The sequence below is a fragment of the Kitasatospora sp. NPDC048296 genome (assembly GCF_043201815.1).
Taxonomy (GTDB): Bacteria; Actinomycetota; Actinomycetes; order Streptomycetales; family Streptomycetaceae; genus Kitasatospora.
Window position 1 is genome coordinate 14,713 of the sequence record NZ_JBICZB010000022.1, and the last position, 23,392, is coordinate 38,104.

General features: G+C 74.3%; 9 protein-coding genes (1 of these 9 cut by a window edge). 7 read left to right on the plus strand and 2 right to left on the minus strand.

The genetic code is table 11. The annotated features are described in order from the left end of the window. Positions 1-15,382 carry the 5' portion of a type I polyketide synthase gene (locus ACGF12_RS15595; protein ID WP_393029390.1) on the minus strand. The gene continues 12,632 nt to the left of window position 1, outside the view, so 15,382 of the gene's 28,014 nt are visible here — the first part of the coding sequence; its start codon is at positions 15,380-15,382; its stop codon lies off the left edge, out of view. A gap of 272 nt (positions 15,383-15,654) precedes the next feature. Here ACGF12_RS15595 and ACGF12_RS15600 point away from each other — a divergent pair, with 272 nt between their 5' ends. Then, positions 15,655-15,969: a hypothetical protein gene (locus tag ACGF12_RS15600; RefSeq protein WP_393029161.1), complete on the plus strand. Its 315-nt coding sequence runs from the start codon at positions 15,655-15,657 to the stop codon at positions 15,967-15,969. Positions 15,970-16,020: 51 nt separating this feature from the next. Here the strand turns inward: ACGF12_RS15600 and ACGF12_RS15605 are convergent, their stop codons facing one another. Further along, entirely contained in the window at positions 16,021-17,058 is a 1,038-nt protein-coding gene (locus ACGF12_RS15605; RefSeq protein WP_393029164.1) for a GDP-mannose 4,6-dehydratase, read from the minus strand. Positions 17,059-17,460: 402 nt separating this feature from the next. On the opposite strand from ACGF12_RS15605, the gene ACGF12_RS15610 reads away from it, so the two are divergent. From ACGF12_RS15610 to ACGF12_RS15635, 6 genes are all read left to right on the plus strand, one after another. Continuing rightward, complete coding sequence (locus ACGF12_RS15610; RefSeq protein WP_393029167.1) at positions 17,461-18,039, plus strand: bacilysin biosynthesis protein BacA; 579 nt, start codon at positions 17,461-17,463, stop codon at positions 18,037-18,039. After that, complete coding sequence (locus ACGF12_RS15615; RefSeq protein WP_393029170.1) at positions 18,036-19,328, plus strand: DUF6421 family protein; 1,293 nt, start codon at positions 18,036-18,038, stop codon at positions 19,326-19,328. The genes ACGF12_RS15610 and ACGF12_RS15615 overlap by 4 nt, the downstream gene beginning before the upstream one ends. 38 nt (positions 19,329-19,366) lie before the next feature. Beyond that, complete coding sequence (locus ACGF12_RS15620) at positions 19,367-20,344, plus strand: EamA family transporter (RefSeq protein ID WP_393029172.1); 978 nt, start codon at positions 19,367-19,369, stop codon at positions 20,342-20,344. 17 nt (positions 20,345-20,361) lie between these two features. Then, positions 20,362-21,645, plus strand: a complete 1,284-nt coding sequence (locus ACGF12_RS15625) for an ATP-grasp domain-containing protein (protein ID WP_393029175.1) — start codon at positions 20,362-20,364, stop codon at positions 21,643-21,645. Next, entirely contained in the window at positions 21,642-22,526 is an 885-nt protein-coding gene (locus ACGF12_RS15630) for a branched-chain amino acid aminotransferase (protein ID WP_393029178.1), read from the plus strand. The genes ACGF12_RS15625 and ACGF12_RS15630 overlap by 4 nt, the downstream gene beginning before the upstream one ends. A gap of 319 nt (positions 22,527-22,845) precedes the next feature. Next, positions 22,846-23,235, plus strand: a complete 390-nt coding sequence (locus ACGF12_RS15635; protein ID WP_393029181.1) for an SCO5389 family protein — start codon at positions 22,846-22,848, stop codon at positions 23,233-23,235. The last annotated feature ends 157 nt before the right edge of the window (positions 23,236-23,392 follow it).

Below are 23,392 nucleotides of genomic sequence, written 5' to 3' on the forward strand. Positions count from 1 at the left end.
GCAGCAGCGGCAGTTCGCGGTCCTGGCCGTAGGTCGCGAGGAGCGCCTGGGCCTCGATCGGGTCGCCGAGCCTGGTGCCGGTGCCGTGGCCCTCGACCGCGTCGACCTCGCCCGGGGCGAGCCGTGCGCCGGCGAGCGCGGCACGGATCACGCGCTGCTGCGCGGGCCCGTTGGGCGCGGTGAGGCCGTTGGAGGCGCCGTCCTGGTTGACGGCGGAGCCACGCAGGACGGCGAGCACCGGGTGGCCGAGCCGCTCGGCGTCGGAGAGGCGCTCGACCAGGACGAGGCCGACGCCCTCGGCGAGGCTCATGCCGTCGGCGGCCTCGGCGTAGGCCTTGCAGCGGCCGTCCACGGCCATCGCGCGCTGGCGGCTGAAGCCGACGAACGCGTTGGGCGTGGCCATCACGCTGACGCCGCCGGCGAGGGCGAGGGAGCTCTCCCCGTTGCGCAGCGACTGGCAGGCCAGGTGCAGGGCGACGAGCGAGGAGGAGCACGCGGTGTCGAGCGTGACGGCCGGGCCCTCGAAGCCGAAGGTGTAGGAGAGCCGGCCGGACAGGACGCTCGGGATGGTGCCGGTGACGAGGTGGCCCTCGGCGCCGTCCTGGGCGGAGTCGCCGGGGCTGTAGTCCTGGTAGCTGGCGCCGATGAAGGTGCCGGTGAGACTGCCGCGCAGGGCGGACGGGTCGAGGCCGGCGCGCTCCATGGCCTCCCAGGCCGTCTCCAGGAGGAGGCGCTGCTGCGGGTCCATGGCGAGGGCCTCGCGCGGGGAGATGCCGAAGAACGCGGCGTCGAAGTCGGCGACGTCCCGCAGGAAGCCGCCGCGCACCGAGTAGGTGCGGCCGGGCACGTCCGGGTCCGGGTCGTACAGCCCCTCGGTGTCCCAGCCGCGGTCCGCCGGGAACTCGGTGATGGCGTCGCCGCCCGAGGTGACGAGCCGCCACAGGTCCTCGGGCGAGGCGATCCCGCCGGGGTAGCGGCAGCTCATGCCGATGATGGCGATCGGCTCGTCCAGCGCGGCGCCCGCCACCGTGGCGGCGGGGCCGTCGGCGGCGGCGCCGGCGATCTTCTCGCGCAGGAAGCGCACCAGGGCGAGCGGGTTCGGGTGGTCGAACACGAGGGTGCTGGGCAGCGTGAGCCCGGTAGCGGCGGCCAGCCGGTTGCGCAGGTCGACGGCGGTCAGCGAGTCGAAGCCGACGTCACGGAAGGCCCGCTGCTCGGACAGCACGTCGGGCGAGGCGTGGCCGAGCGTGGTCGCCGCCTCGGCGCGGACCAGGTCCAGCAGCCGGCGCTCCTGCTCGGCGACCGGCAGGGCGCGCAGCTTGGCGGCGAACTCGCCGTCCCCGGCCGGGCGTTCGGCGGCCTCGGTGAGCCGGCGCACCTCGGGGACGTCCTCGAACAGGGCGGTCGGGCGGCCGGAGGTGAAGACCGGGTGGTAGCGCTCCCAGTCGACGTCGGCGATCGCGAGCACCTGCTCGTCGGTGTCCAGGGCCTGGCGCAGCCCGTCCAGAGCGAGCGAGGGGTCCATGAAGACCAGGCCGCTGCGCCGGATCTGGCCGGGGTCGACGCGGCCGAGCTTCAGGTCGTCGGCCCAGATGCCCCAGGAGATCGCGGTGGCCCGGCCGCCGCGGGCGCGGCGGTGCTCGGCGAGGGCGTTGAGGTAGGCGTTGCCCGCGACGTAGGCGGCATGCCGGCCGCTGCCCCACATACCGGCGGTGGAGGAGTACAGCACGAAGGCGTCGAGCTGGTCGTCGGGCAGGAGCTCGTCGAGGTGGCGGGCGCCGGCGGTCTTGGCGTGCAGGACCTTGGCGAAGGCCTCGTGGGTGGTCTCCTCGATCGACAGCAGCTCGATGACGGCGGCGGTGTGCACGACGGTGCGCACCTCGTGGCCGGCCGCGGCGAGGTCGGCGAGCATCGCCGCGACGGCGTCGCGGTCGGTGAGGTCGCAGGCCGCCATCTCGGCCGCGCAGCCCGCGGCGGCGAGTTCGGCGAGCAGCTCGGCGGCGCCCGGCGCGGTGGCGCCGCGGCGGCTGGTGAGCACGATCCGCTCGGCGCCCTCCGCGGCGAGCCGGCGCGCCAGGTGCGGGGCGAGGGTGCCGGTGCCGCCGGTGATCAGGACGGTGCCTCGCAGCGGCCGGACCTCCCGGCGGGCGGCGGCCTCGGCGCGCACGATGCGGCGGGCGTAGGCGCCGGAGGGGCGGATCGCCACCTGGTCCTCGTCGCGGGCGGCCAGTACGGCGGCCAGCCGCTCGCCGCCGCGCCGGTCGAGCGCGTCGGGCAGGTCGACGACGCCGCCGAAGCGCTGCGGGTGCTCCAGGGCGGCCGTCCAGCCGAGGCCGTGGACCTGTGCCTGCACCGGGTTGGCGACCGTGTCGGTGCGCCCGGCGGCGACGGCGCCGCGGGTGAGGCACCACAGCGGCGCCTCCTGCCCGGCGTCGCCGAGGGCCTGGATCAGGGCGAGGGTGAGCGCGACGCCCTCGGGCAGGGCGGGGTGGCGCTCGCTCGGCCGCTCGGCGGTGGCGAGCAGGGAGACGATGCCGGTGAGGTCGGCGGGCTCCAGGAGCGTGGCGAGCCGCTGCCGGTCGGTGCAGGTGTCGTCCAGGACGAGCCGCTCGACGGTCGCGCCGTGCGCGGTCAGCGCCTCGGCGACGTCCTCGCCCTCGCCTTCCCGGGCGGTGACGAGCAGCCAGGTGCCGTCCAGGCGGGCGGACGCGACGGTCAGCGGCTTCCACGTCGCCCGGTAGCGCCAGGAGTCGAGCGTCGAGCGCTCACGCCGGCGGCGGTGCCAGTCGGTCAGCGCGGGCAGCACCGGCGCGAGCGCGCCGCTGTCGACGCGCAGCCGGGCGGCCAGTGCCTCGACGTCGGCCTCCTCGACGGCGCTCCAGAACTCGCCGTCCTCCGGCTCCCCTCCGGGGCGCGGCGCGACGGCCCACAGGTGCTCGTGCTGGAAGGCGTAGGTGGGCAGCGGCACGCGGCGCCCGCCGGCCGTGCGGGCGGACCAGTCGGCCCGTCCGCCGCGGACGAAGGCCTCGGCGAGCGAGGCGAGGAAGCGGTCGGTGCCGCCCTTGTCGCGGCGCAGGGTGCCGACGGCGGTGGCGCGGCCGCCGCTGTCCTCGGCGGTGGCCTCGATCGCCATGGTGAGCACGGTGTGCGGGCTGACCTCGACGAACAGGCCGTGGCCCTGGGCCATCAGCTCCCGCACGGCCGGGTCGAAGCGCACCGGGTTGCGCAGGTTGCGGTACCAGTAGCCGGCGTCCATGGCGGTGGTGTCGAGCCAGTCGCCGGTGACGGTGGAGAAGAACGGTACCTCGGCGACGCGCGGGCGCACGGGGGCGAGGTCCGTCAGCAGGTCGTCCCGGAGGAGTTCCACCTGGGCGGAGTGCGAGCCGTAGTCGACGCTGATCCGCCGAGCGCGCAGGCCCTCGGCCTCGAACTCGGCCATCAGCTCGTCGAGCTCGCCGGCCGGGCCGGCCACGACGACGGTCCGCGGCCCGTTCACGGCGGCGACGGCGAGCCCACCGCCGCGCGAGCGCAACCGCTCCTCGGCCTCGTCGGCCGGCAGTGACACGGAGACCATCCCGCCGGAGCCCGCCAGGACGCGGCCGATCAGCCGGCTGCGCAGCGCGGCCACCCGGGCGCCGTCCTCCAGGGAGAGCGCCCCGGCGACGACGGCGGCGGCGATCTCGCCCTGGGAGTGGCCGACCACGGCGTCCGGGTGGATGCCGTGGGCGCGCCACAGTTCGGCGAGGGCCACCATGACGGCGAAGGTCGCCGGCTGGACCACGTCGACGCGGTCCAGCGCGGGCGCGCCCTCGGCCTGGCGCAGCACGTCGAGCAGCGACCAGTCGACGTGCGTGGACAGGGCCGCCGCGCACTCGGCGATCCGCTCGGCGAACACCGGCGACTCGTCCAGCAGCCGGGCGCCCATGCCGACCCACTGGGAGCCCTGGCCGGGGAAGACGAAGACCGTGCGGCCGCCGTCCTCGGCGAGGCCGCGGACAGCGTTCGGCGCGGAGGCCCCGGTGGCGAGCGCGGCGAGGCCCTCGCGCAGTTCGGCGGTGTCGGCGCCGAGCACGACGGCACGGTGCTCGAAGAGGGCGCGAGTGGTCAGCAGGGTGTGGGCGACGTCGTTCGGGCGCGGGTCCGGCTCGACGTCGAGGTGGTCGGCCAGGCGCGCGGCCTGGGCGCGCAGGGCGGCGGGGGTGCGGGCGGAGAGCACCCACGGCACGACGCCGTCGGACACCTCGGCACGGTCGGCCGGAAGGGCGGCGGGCGCCTCCTCCAGCACGACGTGCGCGTTGGTGCCGCTGATGCCGAAGGAGGAGACCGCGCAGCGGCGGGTCCGCTCGCCGGCCGGCCACGGCACGGCCTCGTTGAGCAGGGTGACGGTGCCCGGCGTCCAGTCGATGTGCGAGGACGGCTCGTCGGCGTGCAGGGTGGCCGGCAGCACGCCGTGGCGCAGCGCCTGGACCATCTTGATCACGCCCGCGACGCCGGCCGCCGACTGGGTGTGGCCGATGTTGGACTTGACCGAGCCGAGCAGCAGCGGGCGCTGCGGGTCCCGGTCGCGCCCGTACGCGGCCTGGAGGGCCTGGGCCTCGATCGGGTCGCCGAGGGCGGTGCCGGTGCCGTGCGCCTCGACGGCGTCGACGTCGCCCGGGGTGAGGCCCGCGTTGTGCAGGGCCTGGCGGATGACGCGCTGCTGGGACGGCCCGTTGGGCGCGGTGAGCCCGTTGGAGGCGCCGTCCTGGTTGATCGCGGAGCCGCGGATGACGGCGAGCACCTCGTGCCCGTTGCGCTCGGCGTCGGAGAGCCGCTCCAGGACGACGACGCCGACGCCCTCGGCGAGGGTCATGCCGTCGGCGGCCTCGGAGAAGGCCTTGCACCGGCCGTCGGCGGCGAGCGCGCGCTGGCGGCTGAAGGCGATGAAGGCGTTCGGGTTGGTCATGACGGTGGCGCCGCCGGCGAGCGCGAGGGAGCTCTCGCCACCGCGCAGCGACTGGCAGGCCAGGTGCAGCGCGACGAGCGAGGAGGAGCACGCGGTGTCGACGGTGACGGCCGGGCCCTCCAGGCCGAACAGGTAGGCGAGGCGGCCGGAGAGCACGCTCGGGCTGGTGCCGGTGACGGCGTGCCCGGCGGAGCTGTCGTCCATGCCGAGCCCGTACTCCTGGTACGTGGACCCGATGAAGGTGCCGGTCGCACTGCCGTGCACGGAGGTCGGGTCGATGCCCGCGGATTCGAGGGCCTCCCAGGTGGTCTCCAGCAGTAGGCGCTGCTGGGGGTCCATGGCGAGGGCCTCGCGCGGGGAGATGCCGAAGAACGCGGCGTCGAACTCGCCGGCCTCGTGCAGGAAGCCGCCCTGGGTGGAGTAGGTGCGGCCGGGGGTGTCCGGGTCCGGGTCGTAGAGGCCGGTGTCCCAGCCGCGGTTCTCCGGGAACTCGGAGATGGCGTCGGTGCCCTCGGCGACGAGCCGCCACAGCCGGTCGGGGCTTCCGGCGCCGCCGGGGAAGCGGCAGCCCATGCCGACGATGGCGATCGGCTCATCCGGGTCGGCGGCGGCGACCGGCGGCGCCGTCACGTCCTGCGCTCCGTCGAGCAGTTCGCCGCGCAGGAAGGCGGCGAGCGCGACCGGCGTCGGGTGGTCGAAGGCCATGGTGCTGGGCAGTGGCAGCCCGGTGAGCGCGGCCAGGCGCTTGCGCAGCTCGACGGCGGTCAGCGAGTCGAAGCCGGCGTCGCGGAAGGCCCGCTTCTCGGGCACGCCGTCGACGGAGCCGTGACCGAGGACGGCGGCGGCCTCGCGGCGCACCAGGTCGACGAGCAGGCGGTCGCGCTCGGCCTCGGAGAGGCCGCGCAGGCGGCGGACGAGGTCGGAGGCGGCCCCGGTGTCGGCCGCGGCGCCGCGGGCGAGGGCGCGGACTTCGGGCAGCTCGTCGAACAGGACACTCGGCCGGGCGGCGGTGAAGACGGGGGCGTAGCGCTCCCAGTCGACGTCCGCGACGGTCACGGCGACGTCCTCGTGCACGATCGCGCGGCGCAGCTCGGTGAGCGCGGTCTCCGGGGCGAGGAAGCGCAGGCCCTGGCGGCGCAGGCCGTCGGAGACGGCCTCGTGGGCGGCCATGCCGGCGCCGGCCCACGGGCCCCAGGCGATCGAGGTGGCGGTCAGGCCGCGGGCGCGGCGGTTCTCCGCGAGGGCGTCGAGGTAGGCGTTGGCGGCGGCGTAGGCGCTCTGCCCGGCGCTGCCCCAGATGCCGGCGACGGAGGAGAACAGGACGAAGAAGTCCAGTTCGTGGTCGGCGAGGAGGGCGTCGAGGTGGGCGGCGCCGTGGAGCTTGGCGGCGGTGAGCGCGGCGACCTCGGCGACCGGGGTGTCCGAGAGCGGGGCGGCCTGGCCGACGCCGGCGGCGTGCACGACGCCGGTCAGCGGGTGCTCGGCCGCAACCGCGGCGAGGACGGCGGCGAGCGCGTCGCGGTCGGCGACGTCGCAGGCGACGACGGCCGCGGTGGCACCGAGTTCGGCGAGTTCGGCGACGAGTTCGGCGGCGCCGGGGGCGTCCGGGCCGCGTCGGCCGGTGAGCACGAGGTGCCGGGCGCCGCTGCGGGCCAGCCAGCGGGCGACCTCGGCGCCGAGCGCGCCGGTGCCGCCGGTGACGAGGACGGTGCCGTCGGCGGTGAACTCCTCGGCGCGGGGCAGCTCGTCGACGGCGTGCCGCATCAGGCGGCGGCCGTAGGCGGCGCTGCCGCGCAGCGCGATCTGGTCCTCTCCCCCGCGCCCACCGCCCGCGAGGACGCCGACCAGGCCCTGCACGGTCGGCGCGTCGAGCACCGGCGGCAGGTCGACCAGCCCGCCCGGCGCCTGCGGGCGCTCCAGGGCGGCGACCCGGCCGAGGCCCCACGCGGCGGCCTGGACGGGGTTGGTGAGCGGGTCGGCGGGACCGGTGGAGACGGCGCCGCGGGTGACGGTCCACAACGGCGTGGCGGAGCGCAGGTCGCCGAGGGCCTGGGCGAGGACGACGCCGAGCGCGACACCCTCCGGCAGGCCGGGCCCGGGGGTGGGCCGGTCGGCCAGCGGGACGAGCGACAGGATGCCGCTCAACTCGCCGAAGTCCGCTATCCGGCGGCCGAGTTCGGCGCGGTCGCGGCAGTCCTCGTCGAGCACCAGCCGTTCGAGACGGGCTCCGTGGCCGCGCAGCGCGTCGAGGAGCTGGACATCGAAGAGCTGGGCGTCGTCGACGGCGTCGGTGGTGACGACCAGCCAGGTGCCGTCCAGCACGGGCGCGGCCGCCGGACGGACCGGCCGCCAGTGGACGCGGTAGCGGGCGGCGTCGAGCTGGGCCTTCTCGTGCCGGGTGCGGCGCCAGTCGGCGAGGGCGGGCAGGAGGGCGTAGAGGCCGGCGTGCTGTTCGTCGCGCAGGCCGAGCAGGCCGGCGAGTTCGGCGGCGCTGCCGCGCTCGACTGCGCCCCACAGGGCGGAGTCGGCGGGGTCGGCGGCCTGGGCGGCGGTGCCGGGCTCGGCCTCGGGCCAGTAGCGCTCGTGCTGGAACGCGTAGGTGGGCAGGTCGGTGCGGCCGGCGCCGGTGCCCGCGTACAGCGCGGCCCAGTCCAGGGCGTGGCCGCGCACATGGAGCACCGACAGCGCGAGGGCGGCGGTCCGCTCCTCGGGGCGCCCGGCGCGCAGCAGCGGGACGGCCGTCACTGCGCCATGACCGGCCGGAACAGTGTCGGCCAGGATCTCCTCGGTGAGCGCGGAAAGCACGCCGTCCGGGCCGAGTTCGAGGAAGGTGGCGGCGCCGGCCGCGCGGGCGGCGCGGACGCCGTCGGCGAAGCGGACGGCCCGGCGTACGTGCTCGACCCAGTACTCGGGCGAGCACAGCTGCGCCTCGGTGGCGAGCTCGCCGGTGGTGTCGGAGACCAGCGGGATGACCGGCGCGCGGAAGTCCAGCTCCACGACGGTGCGCCGGAACTCCTCCAGCATCGGCTCCATCAGCGGCGAGTGGAAGGCGTGCGAGACCCGCAGCCGCTTGGTGCGGCGGCCCTCGGTCGCGAACTCCCCGGCGATGCGCAGGACTTCGTCCTCCAGGCCGGAGATCACCACGGCCCGCGGCCCGTTGACGGCCGCGACGGAGACGCCGGGCACCAGGCGCGGCAGCACCTCGTCCTCGGTGGCCTCGACGGAGACCATGGCGCCGCCTTCGGGCAGCGCGTCCATCAGCCGGGCCCGCGCGGCGACGAGCGCGCACGCGTCGGCGAGCGGGAGCACCCCGGCGCAGTGCGCGGCCGCGATCTCGCCGACGGAGTGGCCGAGCAGCACGTCGGACCGCACTCCGAGCGAGACGACCAGGCGGAACAGCGCGACCTCGACGGCGAAGATCGCGGGCTGGGCCCAGCCGGTGCGGTTCAGCAGCTCCTCGTCCTCGCCCCACAGCACGTCGCGCAGCGGGCGCTCCAGCCGGGGGCCGAACTCGCGCAGCACCTCGTCCAGTGCCTCGGCGAACACCGGGAAGCGCCCGGCGAGTTCGCGTCCGGCGCCGAGGCGTTGTGCGCCCTGGCCGGCGAACAGCACGGCGAGTTTGCCGGCGCCGCTCTCGCCCGCGACCAGCCCGGCGGCGGACTCGCCCGCGGCGAGGGCACTCAGGGCGGCGAGCAGCTCGTCGCGGTCGCCACCGACGGCGACGGCGCGGTGGTCGAAGCCGGAGCGGGTGGTGGCGAGCGAGAGGCCGAGGTCGGCCGGGCTCGCGGCCGGGTCCGCGGTGGCGAAGGCCCGCAGGCGGGCGGCCTGGTCGCGCAGCGCGGCCGGGCTGCGGCCGGCCAGCGGCCACAGCAGGACGGGCTCCGCGACGGCCGGGGTGGCATCCCGCGGGACGACGACGGGGGCCTGTTCGAGGATGACGTGGGCGTTGGTGCCGCTGAAGCCGAAGGAGGACACGCCGGCCCGGCGCGGGCGGCCGGTCTCCGGCCAGTCCGCCTCCTCGGTCAGCAGCTCCACCGCGCCCTCGTCCCAGTCCACGTGGGAGGACGGCTCGGCGGCGTGCAGGGTGCGGGGCACGACGCCGTGTCGCATCGCCAGCACCATCTTGATCACGCCCGCGACGCCCGCGGCGGCCTGGGTGTGGCCGAGGTTGGACTTCACCGAGCCGAGAAGCAGCGGGAGTTCGCGGTCCTGGCCGTAGGTGGCCAGCAGCGCCTGGGCCTCGATCGGGTCGCCCAGGGAGGTGCCGGTGCCGTGCGCCTCGACGACGTCGACGTCGGCCGTGGCGAGCCCGGCGGTGGCCAGGGCCTGGCGGATCACGCGCTGCTGGGAGGGCCCGTTCGGGGCGGTGAGCCCGTTGGAGGCGCCGTCCTGGTTGACGGCGGAGCCGCGCACGACGGCGAGGACGGGGTGCCCGTTGCGGCGCGCGTCGGACAGGCGCTCCAGGGCGATCACACCGACACCCTCGGACCAGCCGACACCGTCGGCCCGGTCGGAGAACGCCTTGCAGCGCCCGTCCGGGGCGAGGCCGCGCTGGCGGGAGAACTCGATCAGCGAGGTCGGGGTGGACATCACGGTGACGCCGCCGGCCAGGGCCAGCGTGCACTCGCCGGCGCGCAGGGCCTGCATGGCCCAGTGCATGGCGACGAGCGACGACGAGCACGCGGTGTCGACGGTGACGGCCGGGCCCTCCAGGCCGAGCGTGTAGGAGACGCGGCCGGAGGCGATGCTGGGCGACGTACCGCTGCCCTGGTGGCCCTCGAAGCGGCCGCCCGCGAGCAGCGCGGAGTAGTCGTTGTACATCACGCCGGCGAACACGCCGGTGCGGCTGCCGCGCAGCGACACCGGGTCGATCCCGGCCCGCTCGACCGCCTCCCAGCAGGCCTCCAGCAGCAGGCGCTGCTGGGCGTCGGTGGCCAGCGCCTCGCGCGGGCTCATGCCGAAGAAGCCCGGATCGAAGTCGGCGGCCTCGTGCAGGAAGCCGCCGAAGCGGGTGTAGCTGGTGCCGAGGTGGTCCGGGTCCGGGTGGTAGAGCGACTCGACGTCCCAGCCGCGGTCGGTAGGCAGGCCGGAGATCGCGTCGGTGCCCTCGCGCAGCAGGCGCCACAGGTCCTCGGGCGAGGCGACGCCGCCGGGGTAGCGGCAGCTCATGCCGACGATGACGATCGGCTCGTCGTCGGCCGCCGCGCGCACGGGGGCCGCGGCGGCGGGCGCCTGGGCGCCCGTCAGGCCGTCCAGGACGTGCCCGGCGAGGGCGGTGACGGTCGGGTAGTCGAAGACGACGGTCGCGGAGGTGCGCAGGCCGGTGGCGGCGCTCAGGCGGTTGCGCAGCTCGACGGCGGTCAGCGAGTCGAAGCCGAGGTCCTGGAACGGGCGGTGCGGGTCGACCTCGGACGCGTCGGCGTGCCGCAGCACGGCCGCGACCTGGGCACGGACCAGGTCGACGACGGCCTCGGTGCGGGCGCGCTCGTCCAGCCCGGCGAGCTGGCGGGTGAGGGCACCGGCCGCCTCGGTGGCGGTCACGGCCGCGCGCCGTGCGGGGGTGCGGATCAGGCCGCGCAGGAGCGGCGGCACCTCGCCCCGGGCGCGCAGCGCCGGGAGGTCGAGGCGGACGGGCAGCAGGACGGCCTCGGGGCGGGCGAGGGCGGCGTCGAACAGCGCGGTGCCGTTGGCCTCGGAGAGCGCCGGGGTGCCGAGCCGGGCGAGCCGGTCGAGGTCCGCGTCGGTGAGCCCTCCGGTCATTCCGCCGACGGGGGCCCAGGGGCCCCAGCCGAGCGAGTGTGCGGGCAGTCCGGCGGCCCGGCGGGTGCGCACGAGCGCGTCCGCGAAGGCGTTGCCCGCGGCGTAGTTGGCCTGCCCGGCCGCGCCGACGGTGCCGGAGAAGGACGAGAAGACGACGAACGCGGCGAGGTCCAGGGCGCGGGTGGCCTGGTGGAGGTGCCACAGGGCGTCGGCCTTGGGCCGCAGGACGGCGGCGAGCCGCTCGGGGGTGAGCTGCTCGACGACGCCGTCGTCGAGCACGCCGGCGGCGTGCACCACGGCGGTCAGCGGGTGTCCGGCCGGCACGCCCGCGATCAGGCGCTCGACGGCGGCGCGGTCGGTGAGGTCGCACGCCTCGACGGCGACCTCGGCGCCCGCCTCGGTGAGCCGCGCGGCCAGGTCGGCGGCGCCTTCGGCCGCGGCTCCCCGGCGGCTCGCGAGCACGAGGCGACGGACGCCGTGCTCGGCCACCAGGTGCCGGGCGAGGACGGCGCCGAGGCCTCCGGTGCCACCGGTGATCAGGACGGTCCCGTCCGGGTTCCATGCGGCGCCGGTCACGGCCACCGCGCCCGCGCGGGCCAGCCGGGCCGCGAGCACGGCGCCGCCGCGCACGGCCAGCTGCGGCTCGTCGCCGCCCAGGGCGCGCTCGGGCAGCGGGCCGCCGGCCGGGTCCAGGTCGACCAGGCCGAAGCGGCCCGGGTGTTCGGCCTGCGCGGACCGCACCAGGCCCCACACGGCGGCCGCGGCCGGGTCGGTGACCTCCTCGTCCGCCGTGGTGGCGACGGCGCCCCGGGTCACGAAGACCAGCCGGCCGGCCGTGTCCTCCGCGAGCCACTGCTGGAGCCGGGCCAGCGCCAGAGCCGTCAACGCGTGGGCCGAGCCGACCGGGTCGGCCGGGTCGCCCGCGAGCGGCACGAGCACCACCTCGGCCGGGTCCTCGCCCGCCGTCGGCAGCACGCCGAGGCCGAGCGGGTCCGTGTCCGGGACGGCCACCGAGGCGGGCGCCTGCGCGCCGCCGCGCGGCCGGGACCAGCGCAGCTCGAACATCGCGTCCCGGACCGGCCCGGCGCCCGCACCGGCCAGCGCCGGGAGCGCCCGCAGCAGCAGCGAGCCGACCGAGACGACCGGGCCGCCCGCCTCGTCGGCGACCTCGACGGCGACCGAGTCGTCGCCGGTCGCGGACAGCCGCACCCGCACCACCGAGGCGCCCGCGGCGTGCAGGCTGACGTCCTGCCAGGAGAACGGCACCCCGCCGAGCCCCAGGAACGCCGTAGCGTGCAGCGCCGCGTCCAGCAGCGCCGGGTGGATCCCGAACGCGCCGGCCTCGCCGCTCGCGCCCTCGTCCAGGGTGACCTCGGCGAATACGTCCTCGCCGCGCCGCCAGGCCGCGCGCAGCCCGCGGAAGGCCGGGCCGTAGCGGAAGCCCGCACCGGCGAGGCGCTCGTCCAGGCCCTCCAGGTCCAGGGCCTCGGCGCCGGCCGGCGGCCACTGCGTGAACTCCTCCGCGATGACCCGCTGTTCACCCGCCGAGTCGCCCGGCGCGAGGATGCCGTCGGCGTGCTGGGTCCACGGGGCGTCCTCATCGCCCTCGGGGCGGGCGTAGACGCCGACGGTGCGCCGCCCGCTCGCGTCGGCCCGTCCGGCCCACACCTGCACCTGCACGCCGCCCTGGTCGGGCAGCGGCAGCGGCGCGGTGAGCGTCAGCTCCTCGACGCGCTCGCAGCCGACCTCGTCGCCCGCGCGCACGGCGAGCTCCAGGAAGGCCGTGCCGGGCAGCAGCACGGTGCCGTCGACGGCGTGGTCGGCCAGCCACGGATGGGTGCGCAGCGAGAGCCGGCCGGTCAGCAGCAGGCCGTCGGTGTTGGCGAGCGAGACGGCGGCGGCGAGCAGCGGGTGGTTGGCCGAGCCGAGCCCGGCGGCGCGGACGTCGCCGGTGCGCGAGAGCGCGCTCTTCGGCCAGTAGCGCTTGTGCTGGAAGGCGTAGGTGGGCAGGTCGGCACGGCGGGCGCCGGTGCCCTCGAAGTAGGCGTCCCAGCGCACCGGGACACCGCGCACGTGCAGCCCGGCGAGGGCCTCGGTGAGCGCCTCGGTCTCGTCGCGGCCGGGGCGCAGCGCGGCGAGGGCGGTGCAGCCTTCGCCGGCCGCCTCGTCGAGGACGCCCTGGGCGAGCGCGGCGAGGGCACCGTCCGGGCCGAGTTCGAGGAACTGCCCGGTGCCGTGGCCGCCGAGCCAGCCGACGGCGTCGGCGAAGCGGACGGCCTGGCGGGCTTGGTCGGCCCAGTAGTCGGCGGAGGTGAGCTGCTGGACGGTGGCGAGCGTGCCGGTGAGCGTCGAGACGACCGGGATCGCGGGCGCCTGCGGGTCCAGCCCGGCGACGACGGCGCGGAACTCGTCGAGCATCGGGTCCATGAGCGGCGAGTGGAAGGCGTGCGAGACGCGCAACCGCCGTACCTTGCGGCCGAGTTCGGCGAAGTGCGCACCGACGGCCTCGGCCGCCGCGGTCTCGCCCGCGACGACCACGCTCTGCGGCCCGTTGACGGCGGCCAGCGACACCCCGTCGCCGAGCAGCGGGAGGACCTCGTCCTCGCTCGCCTGCACCGCGACCATGGCGCCGCCGGCCGGCAGGGCCTGCATCAGGCGGGCCCGGGCGGCGACCAGGACGCATGCGTCGGCGAGGGTGAACACCCCGGCGACGTGCGCGGCGGCGATCTCGCCGACGGAGTGGCCGGCCAGGAAGTCCGGGCGCACGCCCCAGGACTCCAGCAGCCGGTACAGCGCGACCTCGACGGCGAACAGCGCGGGCTGCGCGTGACCGGTGTGGTTCAGGGCGTCCTCGTCGGAACCCCAGATCACCTCGCGCAGCTGCCCGCCCGGCCGGCCTTCGAGCCGGACGTCGAGCCCGGCGAGCACCTCGTCCAGCGCGGCGGCGAACACCGGGAAGCGGGCGGCCAGTTCGCGGCCCATGCCGAGGCGCTGCGAGCCCTGGCCGGCGAACAGGAAGGCGAGCTTGCCCCGGCCCTGGGTGGTGCCGAGCACCGCCCGGCCGTCGCCCTCGCCCTCCGCGAGCGCGGTGAGCGCCGCGACGGCCTCGGCGCGGCCGGCCGAGGTGACGACGGCGCGGTGCTCCAGGGCGGCGCGGGTGGTGGCGAGCGCGTGGGCGAGGTCGGCGTCGGGGCCCTCGGCGTCCGTCGCCAGGAACGCGACCAGCCGCTGGGCCTGGGCGCGCAGCGCCTCGGGGGTGCGGCCGGAGACCAGCCAGGGCAGCATCCCGGCCTCGACGGCCTCGGACGCGGGCGCCTCCTCCGCCGCCGGCGCCTCCTCGATGATGGCGTGCGCGTTGGTGCCGCTGAGGCCGAAGGACGAGACGCCCGCCCGGCGCGGCTCGGCGCCCTGCGGCCACGGTGTCGCCTCGGTCAGCAGCCGGACGGCGCCGGACTCCCAGTCGACGTGCGTCGACGGCTCGTCCACGTGCAGGGTGCGTGGCAGCAGCTCGTGCCGCAGCGCCAGCACCGTCTTGATCACCCCGGCCATGCCCGCCGCGGCCTGGGTGTGGCTCAGGTTCGACTTCACCGAGCCGAGCAGCAGCGGGCGCTGCGGGTCCCGCCCGCGCCCGTAGGTGGCGAGCAGCGCCTGGGCCTCGACCGGGTCGCCGAGGACGGTACCGGTGCCGTGTGCCTCGACCGCGTCCACCTGGTCGGCGGAGAGCCGCGCGTTGCGCAGCGCCTGCTCGATGACGCGCTGCTGGGACGGCCCGTTGGGCGCGGTGAGCCCGTTGGAGGCGCCGTCCTGGTTGACGGCGGTGCCGCGCACGACGGCCAGCACCCGGTGCCCGTTGCGCCGGGCCACCGACAGCCGCTCCAGGACGAGCACGCCGACGCCCTCGGCCCACCCGGTGCCGTCCGCGGAGTCGGCGAAGGAGCGGCAGCGGCCGTCCGAGGCCAGGCCGCCCTGGCGGGCGAACTCGACGAAGGTGGTGGGGGTCGACATGACGGTGACGCCCGCGGCGAGCGCCATGCCGCACTCCCCCGCGCGCAGCGACTGCGCGGCCAGGTGGAGCGCGACGAGCGACGACGAGCACGCGGTGTCGACGGTGACGGCCGGGCCGACGGCGCCGAGGACGTAGGAGAGGCGGCCGGAGATCACGCTGGTCGCGTTGCCGGTCAGCACGAAGCCCTGGACGTCGTCGTCCGGCCCGGTGCGGTAGTCCTGCGGCATCGCGCCGACGAAGACGCCGGTGCGGGTGCCGCGGACGCTGCTCGGGTCGATGCCCGCGCGCTCGATGGCCTCCCAGGACGCCTCCAGCAGGACGCGCTGCTGCGGGTCCATGGACAGCGCCTCGCGTGGCGAGATGCCGAAGAAGCCCGGGTCGAAGTCGGCGGCGCCCTGCAGGAACCCGCCCCGGACGTCGACCGGCCCGTCCGCCGGGTCGAGCTCCCAGCCGCGGTCGGCGGGCAGGCCGGTGATGCCGTCCTCGCCGGCGACGAGCATCGCCCAGAGGTCCTCGGGAGCCGCGACCCCGCCGGGGAAGCGGCAGCTCATCCCCACGATGGCGATCGGCTCCCGGGCGGCCGCCTCCAGCTCGTCCACCCGCTGCCGGGAGCGCTGGAGGTCCGCGCTGGCCCGCTTGAGGTAGTCCCGGAGCTTCTGTTCCTTGTCCATCATCGACGCAACCCATCTGGAAGACCGGCGAACGGCAGGGATCCGCTTGAGGACGGCCCGCGTGCCCGGCACGCGCGGCGCTCGCATTCCCGCACTCCAGCGCCCAGTCTCGATCGGGGCCGCGCCGAATTTCCCTAGGGTCTGTCGATCATGTCCGAACGGCCGCCGGACTCTAGGGATTTGCCGGGCCGTTCGGCTGGATCGTCAGTTGCGCGAGCCATGGGTGCGGCCCGACCGGGCCGAGCGCCCCGACGTCGACGAGGATCACCGCCATGCCCGAACCCTTCCCGCACGGCGACGCACCGAGAGTGCCGCTGCCCTCCACCGAGGGCTCCACGGACCCGGCCGCGGCCGAGCTGAGCGAGCTCGACGAGCAGCTGATCGCCCAGCTGGTCCACCGTATCCGGCTGGCCCGCGGCCACCAACTCAGCCGCCGCGCCGCCGGATTGCCGACCACCAGCCTCGCGCAGGAGAACGCGATGCTGCGCCGCTACGCCGCCCGGCTCGGCGACCAGGGCGCCGGGATCGCGCTGGCGATCCTGGAGCTCTCCCGGCCGCCGAGCGGGCGGGCCGTCGAACAACGGTAGGGCGGTGGGGATTTCGCGTCCCCACCGCCCTTCCGTTGTGCCCGGCCGGTGTCACCAGCGGGCGCCGGCCAGCACCTCGTCGTAGTCGCGGGCCACGCGCGCCTGTGCCAGGTCGGACTCGACCATCATCCGCATGAGCTCGGGGAAGTCGACCTTCGGCTCCCAGCCCAGCGTCTCCCGCGCGTTGCCGGCGTCGGCGCAGAGCGTCTCCACCTCGGCGGGCCGCACGAGCCCCGGGTCGACCTCGACGTACCGCTCCCAGTCGAGCCCGACGCACTCGAAGGCGATCCGGGCCGCGTCCCGCACCGAGTGCATCCGCCCGGTGCCGATGACGTAGTCGCCCGGCTCGTCCTGCTGGAGCATCAGGTGCATCGCCCGGACGTAGTCCCCGGCGAAGCCCCAGTCGCGGACCGCGTCGAGGTTGCCGAGCAGCAGCCGGTCCTGCAGGCCGAGCTTGATCTGCGCGACCGCGAGGGAGATCTTCCGGGTCACGAACTCGGCCCCGCGGCGCGGCGACTCGTGGTTGAACAGGATCCCCGAGACACCGTACATCCCGTAGGACTCACGGTAGTTGCGGGTGATGTAGTGACCGTAGGTCTTCACCACGCCGTACGGGCTGCGCGGGTGGAAGGTGGTCCGCTCGTTCTGCGGGGTCTCCGCCACCATGCCGAACATCTCGGAGCTGGAGGCCTGGTAGAACCGGATCCGCCCGGGACCGCCGGCGGCACCGGCCGGCTTGTTGATCCCGCTGACCATCCGGATCGCCTCCAGCACCCGCAGCACGCCGGTGCCGTTGACCTCGGTGACGAGTTCCGGCTGGCGCCAGGACATCGGCACGAAGGAGATCGCCCCGAGGTTGTACACCTCGTCGGGCTGGATGGTGTCGACCGCGGAGACCAGACTGCTCTGGTCCATCAGGTCGCCGTCGACGAACCGCAGGTCCGGGATCAACCTGCTGACCCGGCCCTTCCTCGGGTTGGCCTGCCCCCTGGTCAGGCCCCAGACCTCGTATCCCAGGGAGATCAGGTGCTCGGCCAGGTACGACCCGTCCTGACCGGTCACCCCGGTGATCAGTGCACGCTTGGACATCCGTTCCCCTTCAGCCACTGCTCGCGGAGCGCTCTCGGCACGGCCAGCGAACCAGAGGTGAGGCTAAGGAATTTGCGAGACTTCCGACGCACGCCGCCCCTGAACGCCCCTGTCCGCGGGCAGGTCGTCGCTCCGGCGACAGCGATGCGGGAGAGCGAGCTTCGCAACACCCACCACGGCACCCGGCCCCGATGGCATGATTTCGAACTGATTGACCATCATGCCCCGGGAAGCACCTGCACATCCGCAATGAACGGTTGTGTTCCCTATCACCCGGGGCCATCATCCGAGATCACGTCTGCACTCACTTGATCACTTTCATCGGGCATGTTCTCCTGTCCAAGACCTCCAGGAACCACCTGGCACGGTCGCTTTGATCTTTCATTGGGGGAGGGAGAGCCGATGAGGCATACGAAAATCGGGGCGGACGGCGTCCGGCACCTGCACACGCTTGGCCCGCACGGCACCAATCTGGAAGCCGCGTCCCACGAATGGCTGCGCCGGCGGGGAGTCCGGGGAACGGTGGAGCTGCACTCCTCCATCGAGTCCGCGCTCGACGCCGTTCCGGACGACGGACAGCATGCGCTGGTCGCCTGCGCGGTCTATCCGGAGCTGCACACCTTAGTGTTCGGGAACCTGCACCGCCTGCACATGGTCGACAGTTTCATCATGCCGACGCACAACATGGTGCTCGCCACCAATGGGGTCGACATGCCCGCCGCGGTCGCCTCGCACCCGGCGCCCACGGGTCTTGTGCCCGTCGGCACGGAGATCCAGGAGGTCCTGAGCAACTCCCGGGCGGCCATCGAGTGTGCCGAAGGTCGCGTCGAGGGCTGCATCACCACCATCGTCGCGGCCGAGAACCACGGACTGCGCGTGGTACGGGACTTCGGCGCCGTGCCCATGGTGTTCACCGTCCATCAGGTTCTGGCGGTCGGCGCCGAGGACGAGCAGCGGCTCCCGGTGGGAGCCGCCCTGTGACCATCGCGACCGCTCCGGTCCACGCAGACCTGCTCTCCGATGCCGACGAACTGGCCGGGTCTCTCATCCCGAAGGTCGACCGCTTCCGGGAGCGTCAGGCAGACGACGGCACCGTTCCCGGAGCGACCGAAGAGGACCGGGCGCTGCTCGGCCGTATCCGCGACGAGGCGTGTGCCTGGTACGCGCGGCGTGGACGGGACGGCCAGGCGGCCGCGCTGGCCGCCGATGTCGACGGCTGGCTCGCGGCCGGCCTCGACACACTGCCGCACTTCGCACGCTCGCGAGACGCCCTGCGCGTACCCGAGGACGGCTCGGCCGTCTTCTTCCTCGCACCGCTGCAGAGCACGAACAGCGCGCCGCCCGTCGGCAAGCGACTGGACTGCTTCTTCGCACTGCGCAAGGAGCCTGCCGCGCTGCCGGAGCTGGCCGTGTCGTACCCGCATCCCAAGAACAACTGCCAGTCGCTCGTTCTGATCACCGGCAGCGCAGGTTTCAGGCAGGGCAACTGCCTGGTGTTCTTCCCGGAGAACGTGGCCGCTCACGACAAGATCACCGAGCAGCCGTACGCCATGTTCTTCTACAACAAGATGCGGAAGATCCACGAGACCTACGCGCTTCCCGGTGCGGCGGCCGTCCTGACTCCGGAGTCCCTGCCCCGTGCGTCCACGGGCCTGGACGCCGACGTGTGCTTCGAGGCCCGCGCCATCTGGGGCTATCTGCACGACTCGATGCACTACCAGGGGCTCTGGCCGTTCGACCAGCACATCTCGCTCAAGATGAACTGGTTCGTCGGCCTGCTGGAGGAGATCAAGGTCGACGCCAAGACCGTTCTGGCCTGTGCGGACAGCGGTGTCGTCCCGTTCGCGGCGGAACAGGTCGACATGATCCTGCTGGAGCGGGTCTTCCGCTACCCGCAGGCGGATGACGCCACCCGCAACTTCGACTCGGGCACCGGGGTCCTCCTCTACTCCTGGCTGCGCGAGCACGGTGCGCTGGCCGGCTCCCCGGCCGACGGCGAACTGCTGCGCTTCGACCGGGACAAGGCTCTCGACGCGCTACGGGAGTTCGTCGCCACGGTCGAAAAGCTGGAGGCGAACGTCACGACCGACGACGAGTACCGCTCGGCGGCCAAGCAACTGGTCCGCAGGTACCTTCCGGCTCCCGAGCCCGCCGCTGCCGGTACGGCACGGCAGCGGTACGCCTTCACCGAGGACCAGCGGGTCCTGCTGCGCGCCAAGCAGGGGCTGGACCGGATGCCCGCGTTGGAGTTCGAGCGGGCGGAATGGTGAGGGACGCACCCCCGCGCCCCCGCCGGGGCGGGCACCTCGTGGTGCCCGCCCTCTCGGCACTGATGATCGCCCTGCTGGCCGCCGGCTGGCTGCTCGCCGGGCGTCTGGTCGACGGCGTTCCCCCGCTGGCGGTGGCGGCCGGGCGGACAGCGGCCAGTTTCGTGGTCATCACCGTCATCGCCCTGCTGTACCCGCGGTCGCGGTCCGACGTCCGGGCCGCGACCGCCCGCGGCGGAAGTGTCGCGCTGCTGGCCTTCCTCGGCTTCTTCGCGTACTACTCAGGAACGCTGCTCGGGACCGGCTTCATCGGAGCCTCCCGGGTCGGCCTGATCGTCTCCCTGCTGCCCTGTATCACCTTCGTGATCGGAGTCGCCGCCTTCCGCGAGCCCTCCACACTTCGCAAGGTCCTGGGCACGGTGCTGGCCGTGGTCGCGGCCTGCGGGTACGCCCTGGCCGACGCCTCCGCGGCCGGCGGCGCAGGCTCCGGGGCCGGTGGGGGCGCCCTGGTGGGCGGAGGGCTGCTGGCACTCGGCGGCACCTTCACGTACGCGGTGTACGGCTACGTCTACCGGCGACGCATGGCGGACCTGACTCCGGTCGCGGCGCTGCCCGCCGTCACCGGGGCGGGCACGGTCATGCTGGGGCTGACGGTCGTCCTGTTCGTCCCGCTCGGCGGCGTCTCCCTGGCCGACTGGGGCGGCATCGCGGTTCTCGGCGCGGTCCTCACCGCCCCGGTCTTCCTCATCTCGCACGAACTCATCCTGCGCAAGGGGCCGTTGTTCACCTCCGCGCTCGCACTCGTGGTGCCGTTCCTGGTGCGCCTGGGGGAGTGGGCCATGGGCCGGGAGGCCGCGCCTCGACCGCTCGTGCTCCTGCTGCTCCTGCTGTGCGGGGTCGGTGTGTGGCTCACCATCGGCGGTGCCCGCCCTGCCGGGCGCGCCGCGGTCGAGGCGGCTTCGGACGAGAGGCACACCAGGAAGGGACCCGAAGTTCACACCCAGCAAGGAACATCGTGACGGCAAAGGACCTCGTGATGACAGCGAACAGCCCCAAACCCACCCTCGTACTGGTCTACCAGCGCACCTCGCTCCCCTGGGTCTTCGAGAGTGCCGAACGAGCCGGGATCGACCTCGTGCTGGTGCCCCGGCCCGACGAAGCGGTGTCCGAGGACCGGTTGCCGCCCGCCGTGGTGGACGTACTGCGGCTGGACGTCGAAGCCGACCGGGCCGGCGCGCTGGACGCCCTGCGGCGACGCTACGAGGAGAACGCCTTCCAGGGCATCGTCACCCTCTACGACCCTGCCGTGCCATTCGTCGCCGAGGTCGCCGAACTGCTCGGACTTCCCGGTATCGGCCGCGACGTGGCGCTCGGCGCGCAGGACAAGCGCGTCATGAGGGAGCGTCTGGCCGAGGCGGGCCTCAACGTGCCGGGGTTCGTCCGGCTGGACGACCCGGCCGACTGGGAGAAGGCGGCGCGCCTGGCCTTTCCCGTCGTGGTGAAGCCGGCACACGGTTTCTCCAGCCTCGGCGTCACCAAAGCGGAGTCCCCGCAGAACCTGAAGAGCGTCGTGGACGAGGTGTGGCAGACCTCTGCGAGCAAGCTCGGCCGCACGGACGGCCTGGTGGTCGAGGAGTACCTGGACGGCCCCGAGTTCGCCGTCGAGTCCCTCGCCCACGGCGGCGACGTCCGGGTCCTGGCCATCGGCTACAAGGGCGACCCCCAGGGGCCCCACTTCGAGGAGGGCGTCTACCGCGCACCGGCCGCTCTGCCCGAGGCTGTTCAGGAGGACATCCGGCGCGAGGTAGTCGCCGCGCACCGAGCCCTCGGCATCACGGACGGGCCCACCCACACGGAACTGCGCCTGCGCGGTGGCGTGACGCCGTACCTGCTGGAGATGGGGGCCCGGATCGGGGGCTCCGGGGTGTCCCACTACATCACCTCCGGGGTGACCGGTATCGACTTCGCCGCGCAGGCACTGCGGATCGCAGCCGGGGCCGCCACCGAATCCCTGGGCTCCGGCCCGTTGCCGACGCCCTTGGCGGCCGCAGCCAACTACATCGTCCCCTGCGGCGGTTCCGGACGGATCACCACGATCCACGGCCTGGCCGAACTGGGCGACGACCCCAGGGTCGATCACGTCGTGCAGATGCTCTTCCCCGGAGACGTCGTGCGGCCCTATCCGGACTTCACCGGCTATCCGGCGTTCGTCCTGTCCCGTCACGCAAACATCGCCGAGGCCGAGGAGTTCCACCGGTTCCTCGAACAGTCCATCCGCATCGACTACGCAGACGACACCGACCACAAGGGGCAGGCGTGACCTCCGTTCCGTTCGACGACCGTGACGGCGTGATCTGGCTGGACGGAGCGTTCGTGCCGTGGCGCGACGCCCACCTGCACGTCCTCTCCCATGGCCTGCACTACGGCGGCGGCATCTTCGAGGGCATTCGCGTGTACGACGGCCGGCCGTTCAAGGCCGTCGAGCACTTCCAGCGTCTCCACACCTCGGCACGGGAACTGAATTTCCGCATCCCTTTCAGTCCCACGGAACTGGACGCCGCCATGCGGGAGACCATCCGGCACCAGGGAATCGTCGACGGATACGTCAGGCCCGTGGCCTGGCGGGGCAGCGAGCAGATCAGCGTGTCCGGGGCGGGGACATCCGTCCACGTCGCGATCGCCGCGTGGGAGTGGCCGTACGTGTTCTCCGGCGACGCGCACAGCCGTGGTATTCGGCTGCACACGTCCCGATGGCGGCGTCCTTCTCCTGACACTGCGCCGGTACGGGCGAAAGCGGCGTCGCTGTACAACATCTGCACCCTCGCCCGCGACGAGGCGGAGGCGGCCGGCTGCGACGACGCCCTTCTCCTGGACTTCCGCGGATACCTGGCAGAGGCCACCGGAGCCAATCTCTTCCTGGTGATCGACGGAGCCCTGCACACGCCGACCGCGGACACCTTCCTCAACGGCATCACCCGGCAGACGGTCCTGGCCCTCGCCCAGGAGCTGGGGATTTCCGTCCACGAAAGGCACATCCAGCCCGAGGAACTGCAACATGCCGACGAGGTCTTTCTCACCGGCACGGCCTACGAAGTGCAGCCGGTGCGTGCCGTAGACGGTCATTCCTTCGAGCTCGGCAGCGTCACCACGATGTTGTCCAAGGCGTACACCGGTCTGACTCGTTCCGCCATGGTGCGGTAGCCGTGGCGCCCGGTGACTCGCAGCCGGGCAAGATCTACGTGGCATCAGGGCACGGATGTGGTCGTGATCAAGCGGTGGCTCCGGTGGGGTCTTTGGTCCAGATCATTGCGCCGTGAAGGTGGAGGCTGGCGAGGTGGCTCGCGGGAGTCCCGTCATAGCGGGTGGCGCCGCCTCGCCAGGCCCCCTCGGGGGTGCGCCTTCGGGGGGCGGTACTTGACAGATCGTCGGGGTGTCCAGGACAGTCCTTTACGCAAATGGTTTTCATCTTCGCCAACTATCCCCGACCGCGTACCCGCGCGCCCCGCGAAAGAGGACACCCATGTCGCTCGACGTCTCCCCCGCCCTCCTCGACCAGGCCCGCAACGGCCGCGTGGACGAGGCCGACTTCCTCGACACCGTCCGCAGCTCGCTCCCGTACGCCTACCAGGTCGTCGCCGGGCTGAGCACCGAACTCTCCGCCACCGACGCCGAGTTCACCACCGACAACACCACCCCCAGCGACGAGCAGCGCGCCCAGCTGCTGCGCGCGCTGGCCAGCAACGCCATCCGGGGCAGCCTGGAGGACCACTTCGGCGTGAAGCTCGCCTTCGTCAACTGCCACCGCGTCGGCGCCTTCCGGCCCGGCGCCGAGGACAGCGAGGCGTACCTCGAGTTCACCTCGCTGCACAACCAGATCCGCAACCAGAGCCCGGAGCTGCGCAGCTGCTGAACCCGAGGCGGTCACGGCGGGCCCCCGCTCCACCGGGCGGGGGCCCGCCGCGTGCGCGGCCGGCCGGCTGTTACGCCCTGTTGCGGTCGATTGCGGACCATTGCGGTCCGATGGCCGGATCGCGCGTCGATCTTGTGGCACCGCGCGCCGTCTGCGT

Coding starts and splice junctions, on each gene's coding strand:
- ACGF12_RS15600 (WP_393029161.1), top strand. CDS start 15,655: ATGCCCGAACCCTTCCCGCACGGCGACGCACCGAGAGTGCCGCTGCCC.
- ACGF12_RS15605 (WP_393029164.1), bottom strand. CDS start 17,058: ATGTCCAAGCGTGCACTGATCACCGGGGTGACCGGTCAGGACGGGTCG.
- ACGF12_RS15610 (WP_393029167.1), top strand. CDS start 17,461: ATGAGGCATACGAAAATCGGGGCGGACGGCGTCCGGCACCTGCACACG.
- ACGF12_RS15625 (WP_393029175.1), top strand. CDS start 20,362: ATGACAGCGAACAGCCCCAAACCCACCCTCGTACTGGTCTACCAGCGC.
- ACGF12_RS15635 (WP_393029181.1), top strand. CDS start 22,846: ATGTCGCTCGACGTCTCCCCCGCCCTCCTCGACCAGGCCCGCAACGGC.